The following is a 24,715-nucleotide window of genomic DNA, read 5'->3' as shown; positions in this document are numbered from 1 at the left end:
CCATTAAGCGGTCAAGGTGAACTCTTTATTGTGCAGGCTTTGATAATAAATTCGGTCAGATACTGATGGATGCCCACTAATTACCACCAAGTTATTATGGGTAGCACAATACCATTGAACGTAGCTTGTAAACACAGTTACGGCATATTTATGGATAAGGTTAAGAACAAAAAAAGGCCTCAAACAATGAGGCCTTTTTGAGCAAGTAAACAAGTGAATTTACTTATTATTCAACTTATTAAGCAATGTATTAAACATTTCAACATTCACTTAATTAGACAATAATAATTATCTGACAACCTTTTCAAGTTCATTAGTAAAACACGGTTCAGTGCGACAAATGCTCTTGTCTTTTAAAGCTTTTTTGTAATCTTCATCACCTTGATGGGCCGTACCAAAGCTTCGCACAATAATAGGTTGAATTTTCTCAATTACTGAAGAGAAAAACGCTTTCATATCGTTATGGGTTAATTTTTCAACTTCAGCAACAATTTTTTCTTTGCTATTAAAATTAAACATCTTGTCATTAATTTCTGACCAGTAATGTCGTGTACGCTCATTTAAGTTTTTATCTTTGGCTTGTAAATCTTTAATCAGCCCTTGTTTGTATTCATCAAATTTTTCAGCGGTCATCTCATTTAATGACCCTTTGAAATCAGTCATGAATTGATCGATACGGCGTTTTAATTCAACCGGACCCGCTTTAGGTGATTGAACTAAAAAGGACAAACCCGGTAGATTTTGTAACTTGGTATTTCGACCACTGACAATATAGCCAAGTTGCTGATCGGTACGCAGAGATTTAAAGAAAGGAGCGCTAATCATGCTACCAAACAAACCATATTTAGCGCGATTTTCAAATGAATCATCATTACTAATGTAGCTTTCAACGATGGTTGAATCGTTATGGTCTACTACTATGTCTTGAATCAATTCATGACTGGTCTTGTTTAACTTAACAACTTTATTAGCACGTTCTTTAGCGGTAGAGTTTGTCATATTAAGCGCATAAAGCGTTTTGCCCATTTGAACAGACTCTGCTTTTAGCATATTACCGTGAACCAATACTTCAACTTCAATCGCCTTATGGAAATCGTTAATATATTGCGCTAGATGTTTTGGTGTTACCGTTGAAAGTGCACTGGCTAATGCTTTAGCTGAATAGGTTTTAGTACGCTGTATTTGTCTTAACGCTGCCCGTGCTTGGCTGTATGGGCGATCAAATTTAGCATTATTCCATTGTCGTACTAAGCGAGCTTTGTGTAAATTAAAAGCCGCGTCATCAATATCCAAATGTCGAATACGTTTATTAATAGTACTTAACAGCATGGCTTGTTTTTCATCATAGCCATTTACGCCAAAGCCCATTCCTGCACTAGTAGACCAAACGTTATAGTATAATCCAGCTTCTTTAGCCGGATAACCAAACTCATTTAAACTGTCTTTTAATAACGCACTGTAAAGATAGTTTTGAGCACGAGATAAAACATCTTTTCCTGCTTGGTCAGAATATATCTGTACGTTAACAGAGGCTTTAGGCACTTTAAACTCAGTGTCTTGCTTGTGCCACAAGGTAAAACCTGATTTTTCAAAAACAACCACTGGCTTGTTTACATCTGACTCTATTTTCTTCATTGTTAGGTTAGTAGCAATAAACGGGTTAGGCGCAGGCAACGAAAAGGCATCAATCGTTTTAGGTGATTGATAACGACTAATGTCTTCTGAACTGATTTTAGTCATGGAATAAGGCGTATTATATTCAGGCTGAACTTTATCCGTTGTTAAACCTTTAGCAACTAATACTAAGCGCATATTCTCAGGTGTTAACTGCGCCAAATATTCAGTCACTAATTGATGAGAATAGTCATTATACAAATAGCCTTCATTTAAAATATTTTTTGGTGAAAAGTACTGTAACTGTCGCGAAAGGTGACTAGCCGTATCTGCAGCACCCTGTTTTTCTAAAAAATCAAAGCTATTTTTTGAAATAGCGGCTTGTTCTTTAAAGTACGCTTGGTTGTATTTCTCATTTGATAACAGTGCTAAATAAGAAAATACCGCTTCAGTAACTTGTTTATAATCAGCTAGACCTTTAGGTGTCAGTGTCATAGTTATGCTAACGCGGTCAAAATCATCAGGACCATAAGCGCCTGTACCTAAAGATTCGATTAAGCCTTGGTTTTTAAGATGGCTATATAAACTGCCTTTGCCTTCTTGACCCAGTAAAGACGAGATAAGTCTCAGTGGCTTCTCTTCAAAATACTGAGTTGACTTAGTAACAGGAAATGCCAAGGTTAGCTTTCGTGTATCTTTCATTGGCTCTATATTAATTTGTACGCCTAACTGCTCCGCTAAATAGGGCTTCATCGTTACCGGTGTAGACTTTGAACCATTATTTGGAATCGCTGAAAACATTTCACGCGCCCATTTTTCTAATGTGTCTAGATCTTCACGGCCCACTAATGAAAGTGACATACGACTGGCAGTATAATTCTCTTTATAAAGTGCTTTTAAGTCATCAATAAGTAGATCATTTTCGCGATCCGCTAAGGTATCTAAATTACCTACCGAGAATTGACTTGATGGATGTGCTGGGTTGCGCGTATCTTTTAATACTTCTCTGATACGGCGAGCATCATCTTTAATCTTCATGCTGTATTCAGAGTGAACCGCATTTTTTTCACGGTCTACGTATTGCTTATCTAAACTAGGCGAGATAAAGAATTGCGCAAAACGGTCGGTGGCTTCTTTTAAGGAGTCTTGATTTACTTGGAAAAAATAATTGGTATGCTCTTGGCCTGTTCCTGCGTTTGACCAACCGCCATTCGCTTTTAAATATTCATTGTATTCACCCACTTTAGGGTATTTATCAGTACCTAAAAACAACATATGTTCTAAGAAATGGGCAAGACCTTCACGATCTTCAGGATCAGCCATGTGACCTATATGTACATCCATTGATGCAGCAGATTTATCAGCGCTACTGTCAGAAACGAGTATTACTTTTAAGCCATTATCGAGCTCTACATAACGGTAAAGACGTTGATCATTTTGACTTTTAATCACCGTTTGGTTGGCTAATAGCGAGTTAGCTAATACTGATTGAGTGTTAGCTGTAGACTCTGTGGTATTGCAACCGCTAAGTGTACTAACACCTAATACAGCGGCAACTAAAGTTGCGATTAAAGTAACGTTGTTTTTTCTCATTATTATCCTTGTGATACACACTTTAAGATCATTATTAATCAATAGTTTGCAGTAATATACACATTAAAAATGGCTTAGTGAACGTATTAAATTCACAACATGTAACATAATATTAACTCAATTATGGCCTGAGTATAAAAACAGCTAAAATAGCCAATATAAACGCCATTTTTTTACCTATGGCATGCCGATTTAGCTTGAGTATTCTTGCCGACTTGACGTGTGGTGGCGATATCAACCTTTAGTATAATCAATTGATAAGAAGTTGTTTTACCCTCTGTTTGGCATCGCTGTGGCGACAACACCCAAGGGGCGACGTACCGCCGTGCCTCCCCTTGGAACCCCTGCGGCGCCCACTCAGTGAAAACATAAATCATCAATTGTGTTTTTACAGTCAATACCTGCGTTATTTATTACTTAAAGTCGTCCATGAAAAGCGGCAGTCTTCGTCATCAGCGCCTTTACTTGAAAGAACGTCGAATACACTTGAGTGAATTGAGGGATACATTTTTTAGTAGCTCCTAGGGATTCCAAAGAGATAAAGAGTGGAGGCAGTCTCCCCTTTCTTCTGGGTGTCGTCGCCCCCACGACAAATCATTGAAATAAACTTAGCCCCATTTATTTCACTGAAGTAATGACTTCTCATACCACTTAGCTGAAGTTAGCATTTGAAAGTTGATACTGAAAATATTTGTATGTTTTGATCTAGAGCGGACATAGCTGAACAATCACATGACTCTGGCAGTTTCCCGATAGCGGACGTTCCCCATAGATAAAAAGATGAGGATTTTGATGATAGATTTTGCCAATGAGTCGTTCAACCTGAATGTGAACTAAGCCACCATTGCTGACAGTCACAATATTGCTTTGGCATGAATATAAAGTGGTAGGCACTACCCTTTAAAGGAGAGTTGTTGTCAACAAGTATGAGCTAATCATCGATGCTGTAATCGCGCAGTTTTACATTTAAGTTGCAACGGGATTTGGCAAAATAGAGCTACATTTCAATCAATAGCTTCAATCTAGAATAACTCGATTTCATCTTCTTCGGAATCACTCTTGTTTGCCATCTCTAGGTTAAATTCAATTAATGCTTCTTCAATAGGCACTCCGGAGATAACCTTATCAAACATTCGACGCTCTTCTTCCATAGTATATTTGCTACGGATAGTTTCTTGTAACCCTTGCCAAGCTAAAGGTGAATATAATTTTTCGGGGTTACTAATAAGCGCTGTTAAAGAGCTAAGACTGCCACTAACATGATCTAATCTTTGGTTTAGTTTATCGTAAAATTGAAAGGCAATTATTGCTGAATTTACTTTATCCAAAGCAGTCGACGTAGAGCCTTGGATAATCAACTTCATTTTTTCACTACTTTCATTTTTTTGACTTAATTGTTCAATAGAGCTCTGAATATCACTTAAATTTGTTGCAAGCCCGGTAAATGATGTAGATAAAGTCGAAACAGAAGAGTTACCCTCATTCATAGATTGATCAATTTGAGTCACTGCCAAATTAAGCATTATGATAGTTTCTTTTAATTGGCTCCAGTCTAAGTCTGGACGAGAAGAGGTTGATGCTGATAAAGAACTCATAACGTAATTCCCTGCTCTAATTAAATGATAAAAATAAAGGTGAGTCATAGCAATTATAGAAGTAAATGAAAAACTTTCAGGTAATTAATTTTTGAGTGTCAAAAATGGGCCAACATCAACTCAGTATTAAGACAATCTTAGTTTGAATCTAACTTACAGTCACCCATGAAATAATCTAACGGAGCATTAGAAACTTAACTGTTACTGTCAGCAGTATGGCATCAGTTAGAGGTCTGAGATGATACACATCTGGCAGCAATGAGCTTGCAGCAGTCATAGAAATTGTTCTCGTTCTATAACTGTATTTTAATTTTTTAATCATGATATTAGTCTCAAAACCAATTTTGGAACGTCTGCTATGCCATTGATTATTAAGTTGACTGCCTACATGCTGAAGTCAACTAACTGGTGCTTAGTTGACCTCGATAAACACTCAAAATGTTGAAATGTTACTTCCGCAATGCGCACTTTTTTGACGTTAGCTTTTGGTGAAGATAAACTTACAAGAGTTCATTGTTCTATGGTCATTAGCTACCACAAAGCGGCCTCTAGCTCTAAAGCGTTAACGTCAGCTTCATTAATAAAGCTGTCGTTAACGTGCTAAATTGATGGACTAACATCGGTTATTACAACTAAAATAATCCTAAGTGTTCTTTAGCTAACTTATATGCTGTATCAAAACTGAGGTTAGCCTCAACATAAACGTCAGGAACTACACCTTCCTGCTCCCAATTAGTGTTCGTTACAGGATGTGTAGGAAAGGCGATTGGCATATTAATACTGATGAACTCATTTACTTTATGCTTTTTAGATATCAACGCAACGCCCATCGTTCTTTCACCAACAATAACGGCTTTTTTTAAACTCTTTAGTGTGTAGCTAAAAAATTCGCCAGTACCAAAAACAAAAGCAGAGGTAAGTATATAAACAGGGTAATCTTGCTTAAAATGAGCAAAGCCTAATTTTTTAGAAGACTTTAATATTTCAGTATTTTCTTGCCTGTTGTAGAGTACGTTAGATAGTGTTGTATTGGGTTTGACAAAAAATCCCATCATATATTGTGCAAGAGATATTGAATCACCTTCGACATCACGTAAGTCAATAATCATAGCATCAGTTCCAGACAAGTAGCCAAATGCCTGATCTGCCTTCAATTCAGCGCCTACATTTTGGTAGAAATAATTTAACTTCAAATACCCTATATTACCTGAAAGTATTTCTATTTTTTCAAAGCCAAAGTCATCCTGGTGGTTTTTTGTACTAAGAATAGGTAAGTGACCAATGATAACGCGAGGGTTTGTTTGTATAACATCTAAATAACTATCACCACTTACATTACGAATAAGTACGCCTAACTCGTTAATAAAGGCTCCTAAGTCATCTATTTGATTGAATTCATTCAACGCTAGCTTATATTTTAATTTGTTAACGATTAGTTTAGATTTTTCAGGAAAAAGGTAGTGATTTTCCAATACATCAATAACACCCTTGATACTTTTATTAATATCTTTCTGAGTAAAAACATCATCCGAATTAACCGTTTCAAACGCGGAAGCTTGAGTTATGCCTACACTCAAATAAAGTAGTATTAACCATAATTTGATTCTAATAAATTTCATTTTATTACCTTTATTTGCAAATACAATAAATTAACCTGTCAAACAAAAATCAACAGGTATACATAAGATACAAAATAAGTTTAAAATTTATAGAGCCCTTTAGATTTATACAGAACGTTACTGACTTTCCAGCCAGAGAGGGATATGCGTGAAGTCTTTTTTAAAATAATGTACCAGGGAGGAAGTAGTATCTTTGATTTAAAGTATCGATAATTCACCTTGAAAATGAAGAATATAACGAGTAAAGAAACAAACGTATAATCAACTAACAATTGGTTCAAATGATTAAAATTCACGGCTTGATTAACGTTAACTATCACGCCATGACTATCAGAAAGCTCACTAACTTCTGCTGTTGTTGTTGATTGAACAGAGTTCACCGCTTGAGATAAAGTCGACATGTTCACTTTAATTGGAGATATAGCTAATGCTAGCAATATAATAAAGACTAATGTAGTCACAAAATAAAGTGTGTTTTTTAACAAAGTATAAATATCTGATCACCTAGTTTATTTAGTTTTATTAGTGTAACAGTTACGAAAAGTTAATCAAAATTGACTACTGATCTTTATTAGTCATTCTACTAACCACCAATTGAAAATAATGATCTCTCATACTATCCATTTCGTAAGTGTTTAATTTTAAGTACCAACATTTACATGTATCAAAGCTAACTTAAAATGCCTAGAAAACTTCCCTGTTAACGCCAATTTTATTGATATCAATCACTGTAACAAAAAATCAAATAGTACAGAGTCAATTAAATACTCTGATATTTAGTAGTAATGCTAAATGTAATGGTCAGCTATCCTTGAAATAGTGATGGGTAGTTAGAACCACTATTACAACAAAAGATAGTAGTTGAAATTCTCCCACCAATATCAGATTTTTAGCGAAAACTCTCGATGCTAACGTCTGCTTTATTAGTGAAGCAGGCGTTAGCTAAACACCCAAGTTCTCAATTTATCAAAATAAACGAGATATAAAATATGAAAAAGGCAACCACTCTCATACTCACATTAATAGCGAGTGCGGTATTGTTAACAAATGCATTCGCACAATCCTTTTCTTCTGAGGAGCTTCAACGTCGAATGGTAGAGCGCCGCGCTGTAGATGCCGCTATTTGGGGCTTACCTATCATAAGCGAAGATGCTTTACGACAAGCTTATTTCCGTGACGGTAAGGCAAATTATGGGGACATTATCTGGTGGCCTAAAAACAATGACTGGATGAACCAATCACTCACCCCCAACACTAGTGTGCGTTACCTCTACTCTTTTATTAATACAAAGGAGTCGGGGCCGATTGTGTTAAATCTTCCAGCTGCGGCGAATGGCAGCCGATTCTTAGGCACCATATCGGATGCATGGCAAGTACCACTTACTGACATTGGCGTAGAAGGTAAATCGGAAAAGTACTTAGTGTTACCACCTGGTTACACGGAAGAAATACCATCGGGCTATATACCTGTTCGTCCCAAGACTTATAACAGTTTTATTGCTGCTCGCTCTATCTTGGCAAGCAACTCAGATAAGAATGTGAATATCGGTAATGAGCTGGTGAAGAAGATTAAAATTTATCCTTTATCAAAAGCAAACAATCCTCCAATACAGCGCTTCATAGATATGACGGGCACTTTATATAGTGGTTTAGTGAAATACGATGAGAGCCTTTACATTAATCTCGCACGCCTATTGAATGAAGAACCGGTTCAACCAAAAGATCGCCAAATGATGGGAATGCTACTTCAACTTGGTATAAAAAAGGGTGAAAAATTTGATCCAGATGAAGCGACTATTGAACAACTTAGGTTGGCGGCAAAGGAAGCAGAGCAATGGTTGCTGTCTCAACTCCCGGGTTTTGTCACAGATTGGTGGCCCAACAGCCAGTGGAAAATCCCCATAAATTCGATTGCTCCTGAGACAGGATTCAAGTGGGAAGTCCCCAACTATTTTGATGTTGATGGACGAGGTATAGCTTTTTCTACTTTCTTTGTACCACCGGCAAAACTTGGAGCGGGCAGCTTTTATTTGGGAACGTTTTTTGATGGCAATAGTCAGCTTCTAGATGGTAGCAATAACTATCATTTGCATGTCCCTGCAAATGTACCTGTAAGTCAATTTTGGTCATTGACTGTATATAATAGTAAAACATCAGGACTATTTCTTAATATGAATCGCCCTTCACTTGACTCATTAACGGAGAGTCTTCAAATAAATACAGATGGTTCAGTGGATTTATACATGGGCCAAACAGCTCCGCCCGGTATGGCGTCGAACTTGATTAAAATTCCAAAAGGGAAAGGCTGGTTTCCGTGGTTTCGATTTTATGGTCCTGAACAAGCACTCTTCAACAAGAGCTGGAAGATGCCTGATATAGAGAAAGTAAAATAACGAGAAAACCAGCTAACAATCGCATTAACATTGACCGTAAATACGCCGTTTTACTTTGCTACACTCTGTATTTACGGCATGTCACTGAAGACCTGTTTAATAGATATCATGTAGTAAGTGGCGATGAGCATAATGCGCTGTAGGTCGTAATTAGTTAATTGAGCCTGACTTCGACATAATTGACTCACTTCTTGAATGACAAAGGAGTAGTTAGCCTTATCTACTTCTTGTTGCTTACGTTCAATTTCTATTAGTGCAAGAAAAGCAGTAAGTTCATGATTAGCTAAAGGTGTTAAGTTTTTATTAGCAAATAAATAAGCTTCAATAGGGGTTAAATTTTGTTGGTTACGTTGGCATAGACCTTCGCGTAATGCTTCATTACTTCCAAATAACATCATAGATCGTACATAGTTAAATGGCGGATGGATGCTACTGACTGATTGATTGTTGGTAAATAAATAATGTAAAACATTACACTTCTGGTGGTCTATTTTACTGAAGTTCCCTTCTATTTGTAATGCGGGGGTGAAAAAATTTAAGGTATTGTTAGTTTTGATTTTTGGGATAAGTCCAATGGAAAAGCCTTTATTTTCTATAAAACTAGTTGCTAGCTGTTGATAAAAATCAAATGATTTTATTTGTCCTTGTTGAAACATAAAACCTAACTGAACGATGTTCTCAGATCCATTTGAATCTAAGTAATGTTGAAGCAAAGCTTTCAGGTCATTTTTAGTCAATAAATTAATCAGTGTCTGTAAATGTTTCTGCATTGTTTAGTCTAGTTATCTGTAATTATTGAGCTATAAAAGTATTTAAAATGAATTCTTAATGCACTAAGCCAGTTTACTAAAAAAATATCTATTTTACCTGCTATTGGTAAATAAAACTAAGGTAAACATTGTTGCTAATACCCAGTTCGAAAATTTATATCACTAACTCATTCACCATTTGAACTCAAGCCACAAAGGAGACATTAGCTTTTATTGCTAATTGGACAGGTTGGATTAGATTATTGTATCAATAACGCCTAAATCACCAGGTGCTGAAGGTTTGGCACTTTACAGCCAAAGCTTCAGCAATCGGAGTGCATATTTTTGTTATATTTTGACCCATATCACTCGTGATATAATCCCATATACTGAAACCTTTCACTCGCTAAGGGGGCCCAATAAATTCATTTTTTTGAATTGGCGCGCCTTCTTCAACGCATACACTCATATTCAAGGATTAATGCATCACAATTTTGGTCTTACATTCTCAATAACTTCTGTGCTCACCCAATACAAATTTGATACTTCGCCTTCTTCGTTATATCGGCTAAAGAATAAATACTTGCCATCAGGGGTGATGCTCGGAACTCTTTCATGAAAGTTAGAATTTACTGTATCGCCAAGGTTAATTGGCTTTGTCCACGTGCCATCATTCTTCTTAAAATAGACATAAATTTCGCTGTCTTTTCTACTGTCATCTTCCTTGTTTCGAGCGTTTACTACTATATAATCTTGAGATGGGGAAATAGCGGCGTGTATGCCAAATTTACCAATTTCAACTTCCTTTACTTTGGGGAAACTACCATTGACATTAGGCGCATAATACGTTTTCCATGTTGATAAACTAAAATAATAAAGATCGCCGTTTTTAGCTTCGATCGGATAGAAAACATTATCGTCATTTATAGGTGAATCAAGTTTTATTGCCTTGCCCCATGAGTTCTCTAGGCGGTTTACATACCAAATTTTGTCAGAGGTAAAGTCTGAGTTAACCGCTGTAAAATAAAGTCGTTTACCATCATGGCTCACAAATGGGTGCATTTCATGAGTTTCGTTGGTAAATTTTGCTCTTTGAATCGGTATCCATTTTTTGTCTTCGACTTTTGAAAAATAGATAAGTTGATCTTCGTCTTCTCTACTGGCTGTAAAATATATTTCATCTAAACCAGGGGAAAACGAAATACCGACTTCATGTCTGCCATTGATTGAAATAATACCCGGCGCAAAAACGTAAGGAATTAAGTGGGGTGGATTTTGTCCCAAATAGGGGCCTTCCAAGACTGGAAATTCATTTTGACCATAACTTTTGCTACTGAAAGCTAGAATAAAAAACAGCAGAATAGTTGGAATATAAATATACTTCATAATTTACCTTTATTTTGAAATCAACGAATTATTTCCCATGATTTTAATAGAATTATTCTTTAATCATCAAGTTATAGCCATTGATGAACTTCAATTTGTTATAGCAAAGAATTCGTTTTAAACGAATATATTTGAGATGAACTAATGTTTTTTTGAGTTGAAATGAGAATTTATTCGCAAGTACCTTAGTTAACCTTGAGTATCGAAAATGGACGTATAAACCAGCTAATATCCATTAATCGTTGTTTATAAATGTCAGCAGTGTTTTCAACCATCGCTATTTGAAACTTATCAAGCGGCTGCTTCTTTGCATACTTTTGAGTAAGTAAAGTGCCTTTGAATAGCTTATGCCAACGCTCAAGCATCTCGCCTGTTGACCAGTTTTTAACTTTATCTCTATCAACATGCAATACGAGATGTAAGTGATTATGCATCACTGCATGTGCACAAATGTCGATAGAAAACACCTGAAATAATTGAAGAATACGCTTTTCAATCCAAGTACGCCTATGTTCAAAACTAATACCTGCTTCCTTATCTACCCCACACAAAAAAGCCTTTCGTACCGTACGGCTGCAAATATGATAATACGGCGTATCCACTAAACTAATTTGTTGTGAACGAGGCTTAGGCATAACAATCACCAAACTTAAAAAAGGTCAATCAAGCCTAGTTTATTGATGAAAATATTCACTAGTTATTATGGGTGGCCTGATAAGTTCTTGATAAGTTAAGAATGATTCATCACTTGATGTATGTCCCAAAATAAGTATCGACTTGTCATTAAGAGCATGTAGCTTAACGTAGAAATAAAAAGCAATAAAAACAAACAGATAAAACAACAAACCTAAAAACTAATTAATTAGTTGACAAAAAATAAGCACTCGGTATAGTACTTAAAACTAATTAATTAGTAGGTAATAATAATTGGCGCTGTTAACTAATATTTAATATGAAGTTATAGGTTATGGTGCGTACATTATTGAGGCATATCCATAATAAACTGTTAGCTTTAAGGAAAGTAGAATGAAACTAGGTATTAACAAGTACACTTTATGTGCGGCTTTAGCTATTTCTTCATCGTTTAATCCTGTACTAGGGCAAGATATTCTTAAGTCAGAGACTTTAGAAGTTATGAAAGAAATAAAAGAACAATACAATTTACCGTCTTTATCTGTTGCTATTGTGATCGGAGGTAATATTGTTTTTTCGGAGGCAATTGGTTTTTCAGATGTTGAAAAAAAACAGATAGCTACTAATAAAACAAAATACTCGGTTGGTAGTTTAGCTAAACCTATGACAGGAATTGCTTTAGCTAAACTGGTTGATTCTGATAAAATCAATTTAGAGTCTCCTGTTAGTTCTTATGTGAAGCATCCCGAATACACTAGTCTTTTCAGTGTTAAAGAATTAGCTGCACATATAGCTGGAATTCCACATGATACGGCTGAACGTGATGTTGCCGAGTTTAAACATCCTAAAGATCATAAAAGTCCATTTGATTCATTCTATGTTTTTGAATCACAACCTTTGTTATTTCAACCAGGCACGCAATATAAATACTCATCTAACGGATATATATTGTTATCTGCTGTTATCGAGAAAGCGGCAAATATGAATTATGTAGACTTTCTAAAGACTTCATTATGGTCACCGTTTGAAATGGACAGCACTGAACTAGATACTTCATTTGCGGGTAAAAAATATGAAGCAACTTACTATGCTGAATATAAAGGTGATGGTAAATATGTAGCTTCAACAAAAAAGAGAGATCGGAGTTTTTTGTTTGGTGGTGGCGGCTTTATTTCAACCCCTACGGATTTAGTAAAAATGTCTGAAGCGACTTATAGTGACACTTATTTATCAGCTAATGCGAGACAGGCTCTTTATACTCCAACAAAACTAAGAAATGGTGAAGTTAACTCTGATAAATACTCACTTGGTTGGAGAGTTGGGAGTATTAAGCTTAAAAGCAATGAGCAATCTTGGATAGTATTACATCATGGAGGAGTAACTGATAAAGCATCTACAGCATACTTGTTGGTTATTCCAGAATGTAAAGCTGCTATTGCATTTACTACAAATTATATCCCACCTAAATTTTGGAAAATTAGAGGTGATATGGCAAAACTTTTGAAAAATAACATAGATGCCACTCAATGCTCAAAGCTAACCGGTTAGTAAGCTAATGAATCTGTAAATTTTATTGTTGTGAATCAGTACCATACTTAGTATGCCACCCATGATAATTATTCTGATGTGATGACGAGCTAGAATATTTACAGTTTTACCATTGATAGCGCCACGTTTATCATCACGGATGACAAGACCTGTTTCATCAACGAGCGTTAGGTAATCTTTTAAGCTAAACACAATACCTGTTGTACGTTTTTATTGATGTTCATTACCCACAAAAGGTAATAGCGCAGTAGGCTGTTCACCTTTTATCGCCGCGTTTATGCGTAATTGAATACTTGTGAAATGAGATTGCTCTGGCGTAGAGGCAATACTGGCTCGTACTGGGTTTAAATCAACATAAGCCATACACGACAATAAAGAAGTTAATATGGGTGGCCTGATAAGTTATTGTGTTGCTGCATCTATCGCGATTTATCTTCCTATATATAACTACTATGGTTAAATAATTTTTTTAAATAAATATGTTTGATTAGGTAATTAAAATTTAATAAAAAAGGCGTTCATATTTTCAATGGGCGCCTTTTTCTGTTTTTTTATGAGCTAAAATTTAATTTAATTTAATTTTTCAACATCATTTAATTGCCACTCTTTAGTAAAGACTTCTTTTTCATTGCCATAGAAACGGAATAACAGGAAGAATTTTCTACCAGCCTTAGTTGGGATCCAGTTAGCCTCTTTTCCTTTAGGGGCTTTTGGCCCTATGTACATATCAACGGTGCCATCTGAATTTGTCACTAAACTGGTCGTGGTTGACCCTAATCCCTGGCGTGGCATATCTTCAATAAATGCAGCCGTTTCCATATCATAAGCGGTGACTGCCCAAAACTGTTTAACAGGTACATTTGCCGGTACGGTTAGTTTGTAATTATGCTCACCTTCTAACCACTGACCATCGCTATCCATTGACGTATCTAAAAAGAAGTTACCTGGGCCATAGTTTTTCACACTTGAAAAAGTTGCATAGGAGAATGCGCCACGACGATCGTAATCTAAGTGACTTGCATAATCCCAATCAAAACGATGGGTATAATATGATGGTGGTACTATCGGACCCCATTTTTTATCTTTATAGTAAACAGGGATCATTTCTTGGCCATGATAACGAGAGACCATATACTCATGGGCATCTTTTAGCGCATCATCAAAAATTGCATCTCGTTTGGCGTTAGTGGTATAAGGAGCTCCAATTTTAATATCCATTGCTTGTAACATACCCAGCATCGCCATATCTTTTTGTTCAATAATATCTTGGCTAAGTATTTCGTGTAATTTACTAAAGTAATCAGGTGTATATTTCACGATCCCATCAATTTTTTTATCGACTAAATCAATATAGTTATTTGGTTTAGGGTGATTACGCTCGGCATAAGGGTACACTTTAATTTTTCTAAATTGTGCGACTGCTTTTTGTAAAGAGGCTTCGCTCTTATCTTTGATAATTGCACGAATTAAAGTCCAACCTAGGTTGTTTTTTTGTTTAATAACATGATAACCACCGCCATTTGGCAACTGACCTTGATAATGCTCTGGTACGATTAAGTATTTAGCACCTCTGCCACCGTCTTCACCGGTATTTACACCATAGTCAGTAAGCGGTCTATGCCAAGAGTCCAATAAGGTACCAAATAAACCGACACCTTGCGCTGAAGTGGGGGGGATTTCAACAACAATAGGGCCATCAGTTAAATCCCAATATAAGTTACCATAAGGGGTTACTGAACTTGGTGTTGGTAATGCTCGTTTCCAGTCTTGAATTTTAGAGTGATAAACAATGTCATTCATCTGCATACCCACCACATCATGTAATGAATCATACATTGCTTTATAGTTCATTAGTGGTGTTGCCCAAATAGCAACTTCAGTTGCTCTGCGATGCAGTGCTTCATCATACATATTCATGTTTGCAGGTGCATGATGCTCTGGGTATAAGCTTATTTCTGTTTGTGCCGCAGTCACAGTCGCTGAAGTTGATAACAGTGCACTTACCAGTGCGGTAGCTAATAAAGGATTTCACTCTGCCAGCCATAATAAATAACTATAAATACAGATAATAAAAACAGACTAGGTTGAAATCTGTCACAGCTAAAAGCGGATAATTATTAGGGAATAGTTATCAACCGTTGGCTTAACACACTAAAACAGTCAAAATATAAAATTTAGGCGAGTTAAAGCCGCCATTTAAAAATAACAAAGAAGGTCTGTTTATTCGTGATTGTGTTGGTGGTTACGCGCTATTCAAGCAGGCTTGAGCATTAACGATACCATGGGTTCGCTGCAAGCCAACATGCTCGGTAAATTCACTTAAGTGCTCTGCTGTACCTACCGCGCCAGTGAAAATACATTCAAAGTCTGTGGTCAGCTTTAACCAGCTTTCTTCATTAATGTGTAACCTTGCTAAAATACGCTCAGACTTATGGCTAATCGCGCCTCTTTTATCAGCACGAATAATACGACCGGTCTCATCCACTAGGGTTAAGTAGTCTTGTAAACTAAATCGAATACCCTTATTTTTTTGTTGGTGTTCATTACCTGTGAATGGTAGTAAAGCTGTGGGTTGCTCACCTTTTATCGCTGATTTTATACGTAGTTGAATACTTGTGAAATGAGATTGCTCTGGCGTAGAGGCAATACCGGCTCGTACTGGGTTTAAATCTACATAAGCCATACACGACAATAAAGCGCCTTCATCGAGCAGAGCTTGAGATTTAAAGCGCCCCTCCCAAAAGTGCCCTGTGCAGTTATCCTCGCGGTTTGCTTGTCTGGCTATCGGCTCATTCAATGAACGCATAAACCAGCTAATATCTATTAACCTTTGTTTATAAATGTCAGCAGTGTTTTCAACCATCGCTATTTGAAACTTATCAAGCGGCTGCTTCTTTGCATACTTTTGAGTAAGTAAAGTGCCTTTGAATAGCTTATGCCAACGCTCAAGTACCTCGCTTGTTGACCAGTTTTTAACTTTATCTATATCAACATGCAATACGAGATGTAAGTGATTATGCATCACTGCATGTGCACAAATGTCGATAGAAAACACCTGTGATAATTGAATAATACGCTTTTCAATCCAGATACGTCTGTGCTCATAACTAATGCCTGACTCTTTATCAACACCGCACAAAAATGCTTTTCTCACCGTGCGACTGCAAATATGATAATACGGTGTATCTAACAAACTGATCTGTTGCGAGCGAGGCTTAGGCATAATAATCACTAGACTTAATGAAAGTAAATTAAGCCTAGTTTATTGATGGAAATATGTACAAGTTATTATGGGTGGCAGATTAAGTAGCAGATTAAGTAGCAGATTAAGTAACAAGTACAAATTATGGTGGGGGTCTCTGTTTGTTGTGTCAGGTACCTGTTTAACAATAAAGTTTGAAATATAGCTTATTGTTTTCTATTACGAGCAACTAAATAAAAAAGCAGAATCCAATAATGTCATCTGCTTTTTATTAAATCAGTAAGAACTAATTATTTTTGAGGTGTAATTAAGTACTTCTCACCTGTAGCTTGTGTAGAATAAGCCGCTATCGATTGTAATTGTAATACCTCTGCCAATGACACTTCATGTGTGTAGTGGCTAGCAAATGTTGTGGTGATTTCATCTGCAACACGTTTACGCATCGCAATTACAGTTTTAGTACCTAGTTTACCTAGTATATTGAATAATAAGAATCCATTAACACCCCAAGCAAAACCGAAGTTACGATTTAGCGTAATAGGGCCACGATTTAATGCGCCATAAATGTAAACTTGTTTGAAAGTGTCAGAGCCATAAAGACTGTATTCTTTCATATCACGAGCCGCAGCAACTTCCATACAGTTCAGAATGTCACTTGTTAATTGACCACCACCAATTGGGTCAAACGCAATAGTTGCACCAGTTTCAATAATCGCCGCTGTTAATTCAGCAAGGAAGTTATCACTACTTGAATTAACAACATATTTTGCGCCCATATCACGTAACAGAGTTTCTTGTTCTTCTTTACGTACAATGTTAATTAAATCAACGCCATCGGCAATACAAATACGGTTTAACATTTGTCCAAGGTTAGACGCTGCCGCCGCATGAATGATGGCTTTATGACCTTCAGCACGCATTGTTTCAACCATAGCTAATGCAGTAAGCGGATTAACAAAAGAAGAAGCACCTTCTTTAGCCGTTGTACCTTCTTTTAATTCTAAACAGCTTTGTACATTGGCACATATATATTGACGATAAGTTCCCCCGCCAATCACGGCAACGGTCTTACCCATTAATGCTTGTGCCGCAGGCGATGAGCCAGCTGCTACAACGGTACCAGCACCTTCATTACCAACAGGGATTGCTTTACCAACACGTGTTTTAACCGCGGGCATAAACTTAGCTGGAACATCAGCGATAATGGCTGGGTTTTGTTCAGTGCCTGATTGTGTCGCTGTTGTCATATCAGCTGCGCTGAACATAACCCCTAAATCAGAGGGGTTTAATGGTGCAGCTTCAATGCGAATAACAACTTCATCGGCACTAGGTTGTGGCATTTCGATGTCTTGTAAAGCAAGTGTTAATTTATTGTCTTCGCTGATTGTTGAAATTAGTTGGATATTTGTATCTGTCATAGGTTTTTTCTCCTGCAAATAATTAAATTTGTCGAACCAATCACTTTATTGTATTGGCCGTACTTTATTGGTAATAATAGTTTTAGGTTTGGTTGTTTTTATAGCTAAGTGCTACCCAGCATTCGCTGCTTGAATCTGAGCTTTCACCTTTTGGATAAACTCGGGCATGTTTGCCAGACGATCAGCCTCCACGGTTTGGCTAATGGCAGATTGACTCATTGAATTGTTCCACTCTTTCATTCCTGGTACCTCTGCAAGTACATCCCAGTCAAGTTGGCTAGAGGCAAAAGAGCTGACAATGGTGTTGACGTAATAAACGTAGATGTCAGCCATCGTGAATTGTTCACCTGCAACCCAAGGTGAAAACTGACACAAGCGACTTAAGGCGGTAATTCCACGGTTTAATACTTGGCGTACTTCAGCTGCAACCGATTCAGGAACTGTAGTACCTGAAAATGCATAAGGTATAAGTCGTCTGCTTGGCAGCTCAAAATAAAGCTCTGCTATTTTCATAATTTGACGGACAACAGCACGTTCTCCAGCATTTTCAGGGTATAGCGGAGTTGCAGGATAAGTCTCTTCGATAAAGTCACAAATGACACTCGACTCTGAAATATTAAGGCCTTCAGCTGTTGTGATAACAGGTACTTTACCAGCCGGACTAATGGTCAATAACTCGTCACTACCACCGTAAATAAGGTTTTCTTCGAATGGCAGTTCTTTGTATAGCAGTACATGTTTCACTAGGTTGTAATAGTTGCTAGCGGCAAAACCGTGCAAAGTAATCATAAGTCAGTTTTCCATCATTAACGTGAAGGTTGTATTTAATTGCCGAAAAAATGCAATTAAAGCACCTGTATTTATCAGGCTGCAACAAGGTCAAAGTTGCAATGTTTAAGTTAAACGCATTATTACTTGTTTTAATTCGGTTATATATAGGGGGAAATGCGAATCACTATTGCTTTTAAGACAATAATAAAGCAAAAATACTCAGATATTCATTTACCGGGGAAGTTAGTTGGATCAACTACGTGCAATACGATATTTCAGTAAAGTAGTCGAAACGGGTAGCTTTACCAAAGCTGCGCGTACTTTTAATGTGCCGCCATCATCGCTGTCGAGACGAGTTGCTGATTTAGAAAAGAGTTTGGGAGCGACGTTGTTAAAGCGTTCGACCCGAATCGTTAAACTAACAGAAGTGGGACAAATTTATTATAACGATGTACAGCAAATATTGAATAAACTAGAGCAAAGCAATGAAACTGTTCGGTGTTACCAAACAACGCCAATGGGGCGTTTATGTATAAGTTCGATGGTAGGTTTTGGTGACAAGATATTGCTGCCTTTGCTAGATGAATTCAGCGCGTTATACCCTGAAATTGTATTAGATGTCAGTTTGAGTGACGAGTTATCAACACTCGGGCGTGACGATGTCGATATTGCTATACGGGGTGGTTACGCTCCAAATGAACGAGTGTTAGCGATAAGACTAATGGACAATGGTTTCATTCCTGTCGCTTCACCAAGTTATTTAGAGCAACACGGAGTGCCTAACAATGCCATGGACTTAAAGGAACATAATGGCCTTTATTTTAAAGCGCCAGCAGGGCCAACGCCTTGGTTATGTAAGATGAACGGTCAATGGCATGATGTCTCAGGGCCAGCGGTAGCAATTTCAAATAGCGGCTCATGGCTGGCAAAAAAAGCCTGTAACGGTGAAGGCATTTTAATGTCAACTCGATGGGCATTAGCTTCATATCTTGAGTCAGGGAAGTTGCAAGAACTTAAGTTTGAGCATGAGTTAGCTATAACTCAAAATTCTGATATGGCCGTTTATTTGTTATATCAAAAACAGCGCTACTTAGTACCAAAAGTAAAAGTGGCAGTAGACTTTTTAGTTGAAAGATTAAAAATCAACTAATTATGAATCTATATTTATAAGCCTTGCATATAGATATTGCAATGGTTATAAATTATCGTTTGACTACCTTATTTCAAGTAATAATCTAGCGATTAAAGTCATATGATAAATATGACTCGGACTGCTATTAATTGTTAAACCATGAATAACTAAGTCGTAATGATAAAAACAACAAAGGCGAATCATCTCTAATACTTAATATGCCACCCATTACTACTTCTGATCAAAATTAAACTTTCAACGCTGAGATGGGTTTTGCAGCTCTTTTATGCTTAACTTATCGGCATGATGCTTGTGTATTACCTATTCTTTGATATTTAGCTCTACCTATTGAGTACATGCGATTATAATGGCGACTTTTTAAATACGAGTAGTATCAGATGTCTAAAATATTTATTATTGGCTTGCCTAGAACGGGCACTACCAGTATTAGTGTTGCACTATTAGAACTAGGCTTAGCTGTAGCTCATACCGCGTTTACCAAGCGTACGTTTGAAGTGGCGGATGCGATATCTGATTCCCCCTGTTTTAGCGATTATCAACAGTTAGATGGTTTATTTCCCAAGGCTAAATTTATCTACTTAACAAGGGGCATGGATAAATGGCTCCCTTCGATTACCATGTTACTTGAAAAGATGGCGCCTCATTTAGAACCGAAAACGGGGCGATTTAATCCCATTTTAAAACGCTGTTTTCATGATACATTCTCTGTCGAATTGCCTTTAAACTATCATGAATTAAGCGATTGCTATGAGCGTCATCAGCAAATGGTTTATTCGTATTTTGAAGGGAGAGATAACTTATTGACGATAGATATAAGTGAGCAAGGTAGTTTACTGAAAATGAAACAGTTTTTAGAAATGGAAGAGGAGGGAAGTATAGATTTCCCTAAACTTAATGTCGGTCGCAATGTAGCTAACTGGAAAGACTATAAACACCCGAATAAAATCAGCTCTAACTTAGCGGGCGTAGATCATAGAAAATACTTTGATTTTTATTACGCGGCTAACAAGTAATCCGCTACTCAGAAGTTAGACAAACACCTAGAAAAACTCCTACTTGATTGTCTGATAACTGCCTATCAATGTCATTAACTTAAGGATTTAACACATACGTTTATAATTCATTGGGTACTTATTTGTTTTGTTTCTACGGTCTAGAAGTAAACAAGGACACTCGCTTATAAAACACGCTAGGATATAGTAATAACACATGCTAAATATCACTCGAAATAAGCTCAAAAGTTATTATGGGTGGCCTGATAAGTTCTTGCTTCGAAAATTGAAGTTTAGTCGTTCATGAAAAGCGGCAGTCTTCGCCATCATTGCTGTTACGTCGAAGATATCGTGCTGAGTGTAAGCTGACGTTTGATGTAGCAGCTCCGGGGGATTCCAAAGGGCTTATCTTAGGAATAGTGCGTTAGCCCCCTTTCTCTTTTGGGTGTCGTCGCCACCACGACAAAATATTTAAATTTACACAGAGCCCAATTATTTTATTCAGATTATTTGTTTTTTAAGATCAGTAAATTATTCGTTTGGTCAATATGAAAATCAAAAGAAGACAAATAATTCATACCTAACAAACCATCACTTCCTTCACTCATAAAAGGACTTACGGCAAAAACAAATGGTCGTAAGACATAACCTTGCAAATCAAATTCCGCCACTTGATAGAGACTTGCTGTCACTTGGCCACCAGCAGTATTTAGTCTTAAGTCTTTTACATAAACTACTTCTGAATACTGGTTTAATTGTTCAAAGGCCTGTTCAGATAATAAAGAGATGCTTGCCCCCGTATCTAACATTAAAGCAACATTAAAGTTATTGTTAATGGTCGCCTGCACAATAAAGTGCGCTCCTTGACGACTTAAAGCAATACTTTCTGTTTTTTGTAATGATAATTCAATTTTTTTATACAAGGCTTGCGCTTTTACTTTGAAATTAGGCTCCATCAATAAAGGTTCAAGCGAATTACGTGCAAGTTCAAGCTCACCTAGCTGATATTGTGCTTGGGAAAACACCCATTGTAAGTAAAGGTATTCTTGGTCATATAGACTAATTTCAACAACTAACTCTTTCAGCTCTAGCCACAAATTATTCTTAATTAGCGGCGCTATAGCTTCTTGCACTAGCTCTCTAGCAGCATTAATAACATTAACTTTTTTCGCTTCAGTGAACACATGATATTGAATATCATACGCATGTTTGATAGCTACTAATAACTGCCCTTGTGCTAGTTCAGACTCCACTTGTAAATAGAGAAAACGTTGATCATCCGCGTTAAATTCTAAATAGGCACTTATTGAATTATCAAGGGACACAAACTTCTGAGCAGCTAATAACGCCGTAGAATTTTGTAACCATATTACTATTAACTGCGCTAATTCATTTTTATCGGCTAAACCATTAATTAAAAAACTAGCTAAATAATAATCTTGTTGAATGAGTGCTTGTTTAATTTCATCAGGTAAATTTTGTTTATATTCCTGTAATTCAGCGGCATTATTAACAACATTTTTTTTTGAAACTATTGTTGTTTTAATAACATTATCTTGATGAAAGCTACTCTGTGGAAGAGTATTTTCAATAGCATGGATATTTAATTTCATAAACAAATAAACATTTAAGCTAACAGAAGTAAATAACACTAATAAAAAAAACAATCTCCACATAATGCACATCCAAATAATTTTTAGTTTTCTTACTTTAGCACGACTAAACTTAATGACTTACGGTCACAAAAGATGGTAGAGCCAGCTTATAAAACATTGAGCTTATTATGAATAATATTCCCGCAGAAAAACAGCTCTTATACTCTTTATACTGAACTCACTATCAGTAGTAGAATATAGAAATCATCTAAGATATTCACCAATAAGTTAATATAAAAAACTTACACTCGCCCCTGCTCCTTGCAGCTACCGAATTTACGGGTTAATGGGAAATGTAAACCACATACAAATGTGTGCGATCTTTATTCATAAATGTCGTCCATGAAAAGAGGCAGTCTTCGCAACCAGCACCAAGTCTGCTTCTTCAAACGCCGAAATGAAGCACAATATTCACGTATATTCATCATGACGCTGCATGGATGCAGCTTATTAGACAATGCAGGAGCCTATTGTCCTGATGATGGCAAAAGTAATGTGGCACATGGATGTGCCTTCATGGCTGGTACGTAGAAGATATTGTGCTGGATGTAGGATTACGTTTGATGTAGCAGCGCAGGGGGATTCCAAAGGGCTGAATTTAGGTGCAGTGCGTTTAGCCCCCCCTTCTCTTTTGGGTGTCGCCGCCACCGCGACAAATAATTTAAATAAACTTAGCCCCATTTATTTCACTAAAGTAATGACTTCTCATACCACTTAGCGGAAGTTTTATTCAATGTGAAACGGTCTCACAAATAGACCGCTTTGTGCTCAAAAGCGCCCCTTAATTTATTTATGGCAATAGTCGTTTCTACCTTGCACAAAAACATTAGAGTCTTTAATCTCCATTTATCTATTTATTAAATTATTAAATCCTATGTTCCCTTTATCTGTTCTTGATTTAGTCCCTGTAAAAATTAATAAAACACCCGCAGATGCACTAACCGAATCTCTCGAATTAGCGCAACTCGCTGATGGTTTAGGTTACATGCGATATTGGGTGGCAGAACATCATAATATGGTTGGTATTGCTAGCGCTGCAACATCTGTGGTTATTGGTTATTTAGCAGCAGGGACTAAAAAGATTAGAATTGGCGCTGGAGGAATTATGCTGCCGAACCATTCTCCTTTAATCATTGCTGAGCAGTTTGGTACATTAGAGTCTTTATATCCTAATAGAATTGATCTCGGTTTAGGCAGAGCGCCTGGAACCGACCAATTAACATGGCGAGCTTTACGTAGCGATCCAAGGGCTTCCGACCAATTCCCACAAGATGTACAAGAACTACAAGGATATTTTGAACCCGTAAAAGAAGATCAGGCCGTTCAAGCAGTGCCAGGAGGAGACTTAAATGTACCCCTTTGGATGTTAGGTTCTAGCTTGTTTGGTGCACAATTGGCGGCTGAACTTGGCTTACCTTATGCGTTTGCTTCACACTTTGCTCCAGCATCACTGGATCAAGCTTTTGAAAAATACCGCCAGTTATTTAAACCATCGAGCCAATTAAAACAACCTTACGCTATGGCATGTATTTCTGTGATTATTGCAGATACCAATGAAGAGGCTGAATATTTATTCACCAGCATGCAGCAGCGCTTTTTAAGCATGATTAGAAATCAACGTGGTAAGTTATTACCACCGATTGAAAATATTGAAGACTGTTGGAATCCCATGGAAAAAGCACAAGTTGAAAGCATGTTAAGTTGTGCTTTTGTAGGTGACTCGGCAACCGTGAAAGAGAAACTTCAACACTTTATTAAGAGAACTCAAGCCGATGAATTGATAGTGAATGCCGGTATCTTTAGTCAAAGCGCCAGATTACATTCATATGAATTGTTAGCAGAAATTGGTAAACAGCTTGTTAATGCTTAAATCCCTTGGGGGTTATTTTTCAAAAATAGGAATTCCTCGCACAGTGTTACCTCCTTAAAATTATAGATAGCTAGGATCTTCCTTTTTTTATTTTTACTGTAATTAGCCTCTATTAGCGACCAGTTGACCTAAATAACCACCACTAAGGCATGTCAGCTAAGCCCCAAAGCGGTCGTTCACGAATTGTAGTGGCGTGACTTTAAAGTGCCATAAAGAGTCATTCGCTCATGAATATAACACGATCATTAATGCCACAAAACAATCTTAAAATTGTAGTTAGAACTGCTTCAATATTGTTCTAAAAGTGTCCAGAGATAGCCGGCATAAGTATTATATTTCATCTGGCTTCAGCCCCATAAATTATTTTGCGTTAATTGGAAATACGACCTATACAGGGACATCTGAATGAGAGTTGAGTTTTTTTGAAAAACAAAATACACTTTACCTAGATTAGGTAGGGCCGATAAAAAAGCTTATCAAAGCGAAGTGAGGGGGTAGTTCACAGTGGACTAATGTTGTTCAAG

General features: G+C 36.9%; 17 protein-coding genes and 1 pseudogene. 5 read left to right on the top strand and 13 right to left on the bottom strand.

Annotated features, from left to right (window positions below):
- Positions 1-288: 288 nt before the first annotated feature.
- The 4 genes from F580_RS0106070 to F580_RS0106055 all read right to left on the bottom strand — a co-directional run bounded on the left by F580_RS0106070 (position 289) and on the right by F580_RS0106055 (position 6,822).
- Entirely contained in the window at positions 289-3,207 is a 2,919-nt protein-coding gene (locus F580_RS0106070; protein WP_019026807.1) for an insulinase family protein, read from the bottom strand.
- A gap of 1,022 nt (positions 3,208-4,229) precedes the next feature.
- Entirely contained in the window at positions 4,230-4,802 is a 573-nt protein-coding gene (locus F580_RS0106065) for a hypothetical protein (RefSeq protein WP_019026806.1), read from the bottom strand.
- A gap of 632 nt (positions 4,803-5,434) precedes the next feature.
- Positions 5,435-6,421 (bottom strand): S41 family peptidase, encoded by a 987-nt coding sequence (locus F580_RS0106060; RefSeq protein WP_019026805.1) that lies wholly within the window; start codon positions 6,419-6,421, stop codon positions 5,435-5,437.
- Positions 6,422-6,501: 80 nt separating this feature from the next.
- Positions 6,502-6,822, bottom strand: a complete 321-nt coding sequence (locus F580_RS0106055; RefSeq protein WP_026301278.1) for a hypothetical protein — start codon at positions 6,820-6,822, stop codon at positions 6,502-6,504.
- A 588-nt stretch (positions 6,823-7,410) separates the two neighbouring features.
- Between F580_RS0106055 and F580_RS0106050 the strand changes: the two genes are divergently transcribed.
- A complete protein-coding gene (locus F580_RS0106050; protein ID WP_019026803.1) occupies positions 7,411-8,814 on the top strand; it encodes a DUF1254 domain-containing protein in 1,404 nt (467 codons plus the stop codon).
- A 71-nt stretch (positions 8,815-8,885) separates the two neighbouring features.
- On the opposite strand, the gene F580_RS0106045 is transcribed toward F580_RS0106050, so the two are convergent.
- From F580_RS0106045 to F580_RS24045, 3 genes are all read right to left on the bottom strand, one after another.
- Positions 8,886-9,584 carry a hypothetical protein gene (locus tag F580_RS0106045; protein ID WP_019026802.1) on the bottom strand — a complete coding sequence of 233 codons (699 nt, stop codon included), beginning with the start codon at positions 9,582-9,584 and terminating at the stop codon, positions 8,886-8,888.
- Between the two features lie 465 nt (positions 9,585-10,049).
- Positions 10,050-10,949 carry a TolB-like translocation protein gene (locus tag F580_RS0106040; protein ID WP_019026801.1) on the bottom strand — a complete coding sequence of 300 codons (900 nt, stop codon included), beginning with the start codon at positions 10,947-10,949 and terminating at the stop codon, positions 10,050-10,052.
- Between the two features lie 185 nt (positions 10,950-11,134).
- Complete coding sequence (locus F580_RS24045; protein WP_019026800.1) at positions 11,135-11,584, bottom strand: hypothetical protein; 450 nt, start codon at positions 11,582-11,584, stop codon at positions 11,135-11,137.
- Between the two features lie 391 nt (positions 11,585-11,975).
- Between F580_RS24045 and F580_RS0106030 the strand changes: the two genes are divergently transcribed.
- Positions 11,976-13,130 (top strand): serine hydrolase domain-containing protein, encoded by a 1,155-nt coding sequence (locus F580_RS0106030; RefSeq protein WP_019026799.1) that lies wholly within the window; start codon positions 11,976-11,978, stop codon positions 13,128-13,130.
- Between the two features lie 75 nt (positions 13,131-13,205).
- On the opposite strand, the pseudogene F580_RS26275 reads toward F580_RS0106030, so the two are convergent.
- From F580_RS26275 to F580_RS0106000, 5 genes and pseudogenes are all read right to left on the bottom strand, one after another.
- Positions 13,206-13,508 (bottom strand): annotated as a pseudogene (locus tag F580_RS26275) (transposase); the annotation flags it as partial.
- 192 nt (positions 13,509-13,700) lie between these two features.
- A complete protein-coding gene (locus F580_RS0106015; protein ID WP_019026796.1) occupies positions 13,701-15,104 on the bottom strand; it encodes a DUF1214 domain-containing protein in 1,404 nt (467 codons plus the stop codon).
- Between the two features lie 268 nt (positions 15,105-15,372).
- Positions 15,373-16,353: a hypothetical protein gene (locus F580_RS0106010; protein WP_019026795.1), complete on the bottom strand. Its 981-nt coding sequence runs from the start codon at positions 16,351-16,353 to the stop codon at positions 15,373-15,375.
- A gap of 269 nt (positions 16,354-16,622) precedes the next feature.
- Positions 16,623-17,750, bottom strand: a complete 1,128-nt coding sequence (locus tag F580_RS0106005; RefSeq protein WP_019026794.1) for a zinc-binding dehydrogenase — start codon at positions 17,748-17,750, stop codon at positions 16,623-16,625.
- 111 nt (positions 17,751-17,861) lie between these two features.
- Positions 17,862-18,539 (bottom strand): glutathione S-transferase family protein, encoded by a 678-nt coding sequence (locus tag F580_RS0106000; protein WP_019026793.1) that lies wholly within the window; start codon positions 18,537-18,539, stop codon positions 17,862-17,864.
- Positions 18,540-18,768: 229 nt separating this feature from the next.
- Between F580_RS0106000 and F580_RS0105995 the strand changes: the two genes are divergently transcribed.
- Both F580_RS0105995 and F580_RS0105990 read left to right on the top strand, forming a co-directional pair.
- Complete coding sequence (locus tag F580_RS0105995; RefSeq protein WP_019026792.1) at positions 18,769-19,671, top strand: LysR family transcriptional regulator; 903 nt, start codon at positions 18,769-18,771, stop codon at positions 19,669-19,671.
- Between the two features lie 380 nt (positions 19,672-20,051).
- On the top strand, positions 20,052-20,687 hold the full coding sequence (locus F580_RS0105990; RefSeq protein WP_019026791.1) for a sulfotransferase: 636 nt from the start codon (positions 20,052-20,054) through the stop codon (positions 20,685-20,687).
- 485 nt (positions 20,688-21,172) lie between these two features.
- On the opposite strand, the gene F580_RS0105985 is transcribed toward F580_RS0105990, so the two are convergent.
- Complete coding sequence (locus F580_RS0105985) at positions 21,173-22,342, bottom strand: retropepsin-like aspartic protease family protein (protein ID WP_019026790.1); 1,170 nt, start codon at positions 22,340-22,342, stop codon at positions 21,173-21,175.
- Between the two features lie 853 nt (positions 22,343-23,195).
- Between F580_RS0105985 and F580_RS0105975 the strand changes: the two genes are divergently transcribed.
- Positions 23,196-24,191, top strand: a complete 996-nt coding sequence (locus F580_RS0105975) for an LLM class flavin-dependent oxidoreductase (protein ID WP_019026788.1) — start codon at positions 23,196-23,198, stop codon at positions 24,189-24,191.
- The last annotated feature ends 524 nt before the right edge of the window (positions 24,192-24,715 follow it).

This window comes from Colwellia piezophila ATCC BAA-637, from assembly GCF_000378625.1.
GTDB classification, from domain to species: domain Bacteria; phylum Pseudomonadota; class Gammaproteobacteria; order Enterobacterales; family Alteromonadaceae; genus Colwellia; species Colwellia piezophila.
Note: the sequence above shows the minus strand (reverse complement) of the source record. Positions and strands in the feature narration are given on the sequence as shown.

What these genes read in the sequence shown, in the direction of transcription:
- F580_RS0106030 (WP_019026799.1), top strand. Translation starts at nt 11,976, where the DNA reads ATGAAACTAGGTATTAACAAGTACACTTTATGTGCGGCTTTAGCTATT.
- F580_RS0106050 (WP_019026803.1), top strand. Translation starts at nt 7,411, where the DNA reads ATGAAAAAGGCAACCACTCTCATACTCACATTAATAGCGAGTGCGGTA.
- F580_RS0106070 (WP_019026807.1), bottom strand. Translation starts at nt 3,207, where the DNA reads ATGAGAAAAAACAACGTTACTTTAATCGCAACTTTAGTTGCCGCTGTA.
- F580_RS0106005 (WP_019026794.1), bottom strand. Translation starts at nt 17,750, where the DNA reads ATGACAGATACAAATATCCAACTAATTTCAACAATCAGCGAAGACAAT.
- F580_RS0106060 (WP_019026805.1), bottom strand. Translation starts at nt 6,421, where the DNA reads ATGAAATTTATTAGAATCAAATTATGGTTAATACTACTTTATTTGAGT.
- F580_RS0106010 (WP_019026795.1), bottom strand. Translation starts at nt 16,353, where the DNA reads ATGCCTAAGCCTCGCTCGCAACAGATCAGTTTGTTAGATACACCGTAT.
- F580_RS0105990 (WP_019026791.1), top strand. Translation starts at nt 20,052, where the DNA reads ATGTCTAAAATATTTATTATTGGCTTGCCTAGAACGGGCACTACCAGT.
- F580_RS0106040 (WP_019026801.1), bottom strand. Translation starts at nt 10,949, where the DNA reads ATGAAGTATATTTATATTCCAACTATTCTGCTGTTTTTTATTCTAGCT.
- F580_RS0106065 (WP_019026806.1), bottom strand. Translation starts at nt 4,802, where the DNA reads ATGAGTTCTTTATCAGCATCAACCTCTTCTCGTCCAGACTTAGACTGG.
- F580_RS0106000 (WP_019026793.1), bottom strand. Translation starts at nt 18,539, where the DNA reads ATGATTACTTTGCACGGTTTTGCCGCTAGCAACTATTACAACCTAGTG.
- F580_RS0105985 (WP_019026790.1), bottom strand. Translation starts at nt 22,342, where the DNA reads ATGTGGAGATTGTTTTTTTTATTAGTGTTATTTACTTCTGTTAGCTTA.
- F580_RS0106045 (WP_019026802.1), bottom strand. Translation starts at nt 9,584, where the DNA reads ATGCAGAAACATTTACAGACACTGATTAATTTATTGACTAAAAATGAC.
- F580_RS0105975 (WP_019026788.1), top strand. Translation starts at nt 23,196, where the DNA reads ATGTTCCCTTTATCTGTTCTTGATTTAGTCCCTGTAAAAATTAATAAA.
- F580_RS24045 (WP_019026800.1), bottom strand. Translation starts at nt 11,584, where the DNA reads ATGCCTAAGCCTCGTTCACAACAAATTAGTTTAGTGGATACGCCGTAT.
- F580_RS0106055 (WP_026301278.1), bottom strand. Translation starts at nt 6,822, where the DNA reads ATGTCGACTTTATCTCAAGCGGTGAACTCTGTTCAATCAACAACAACA.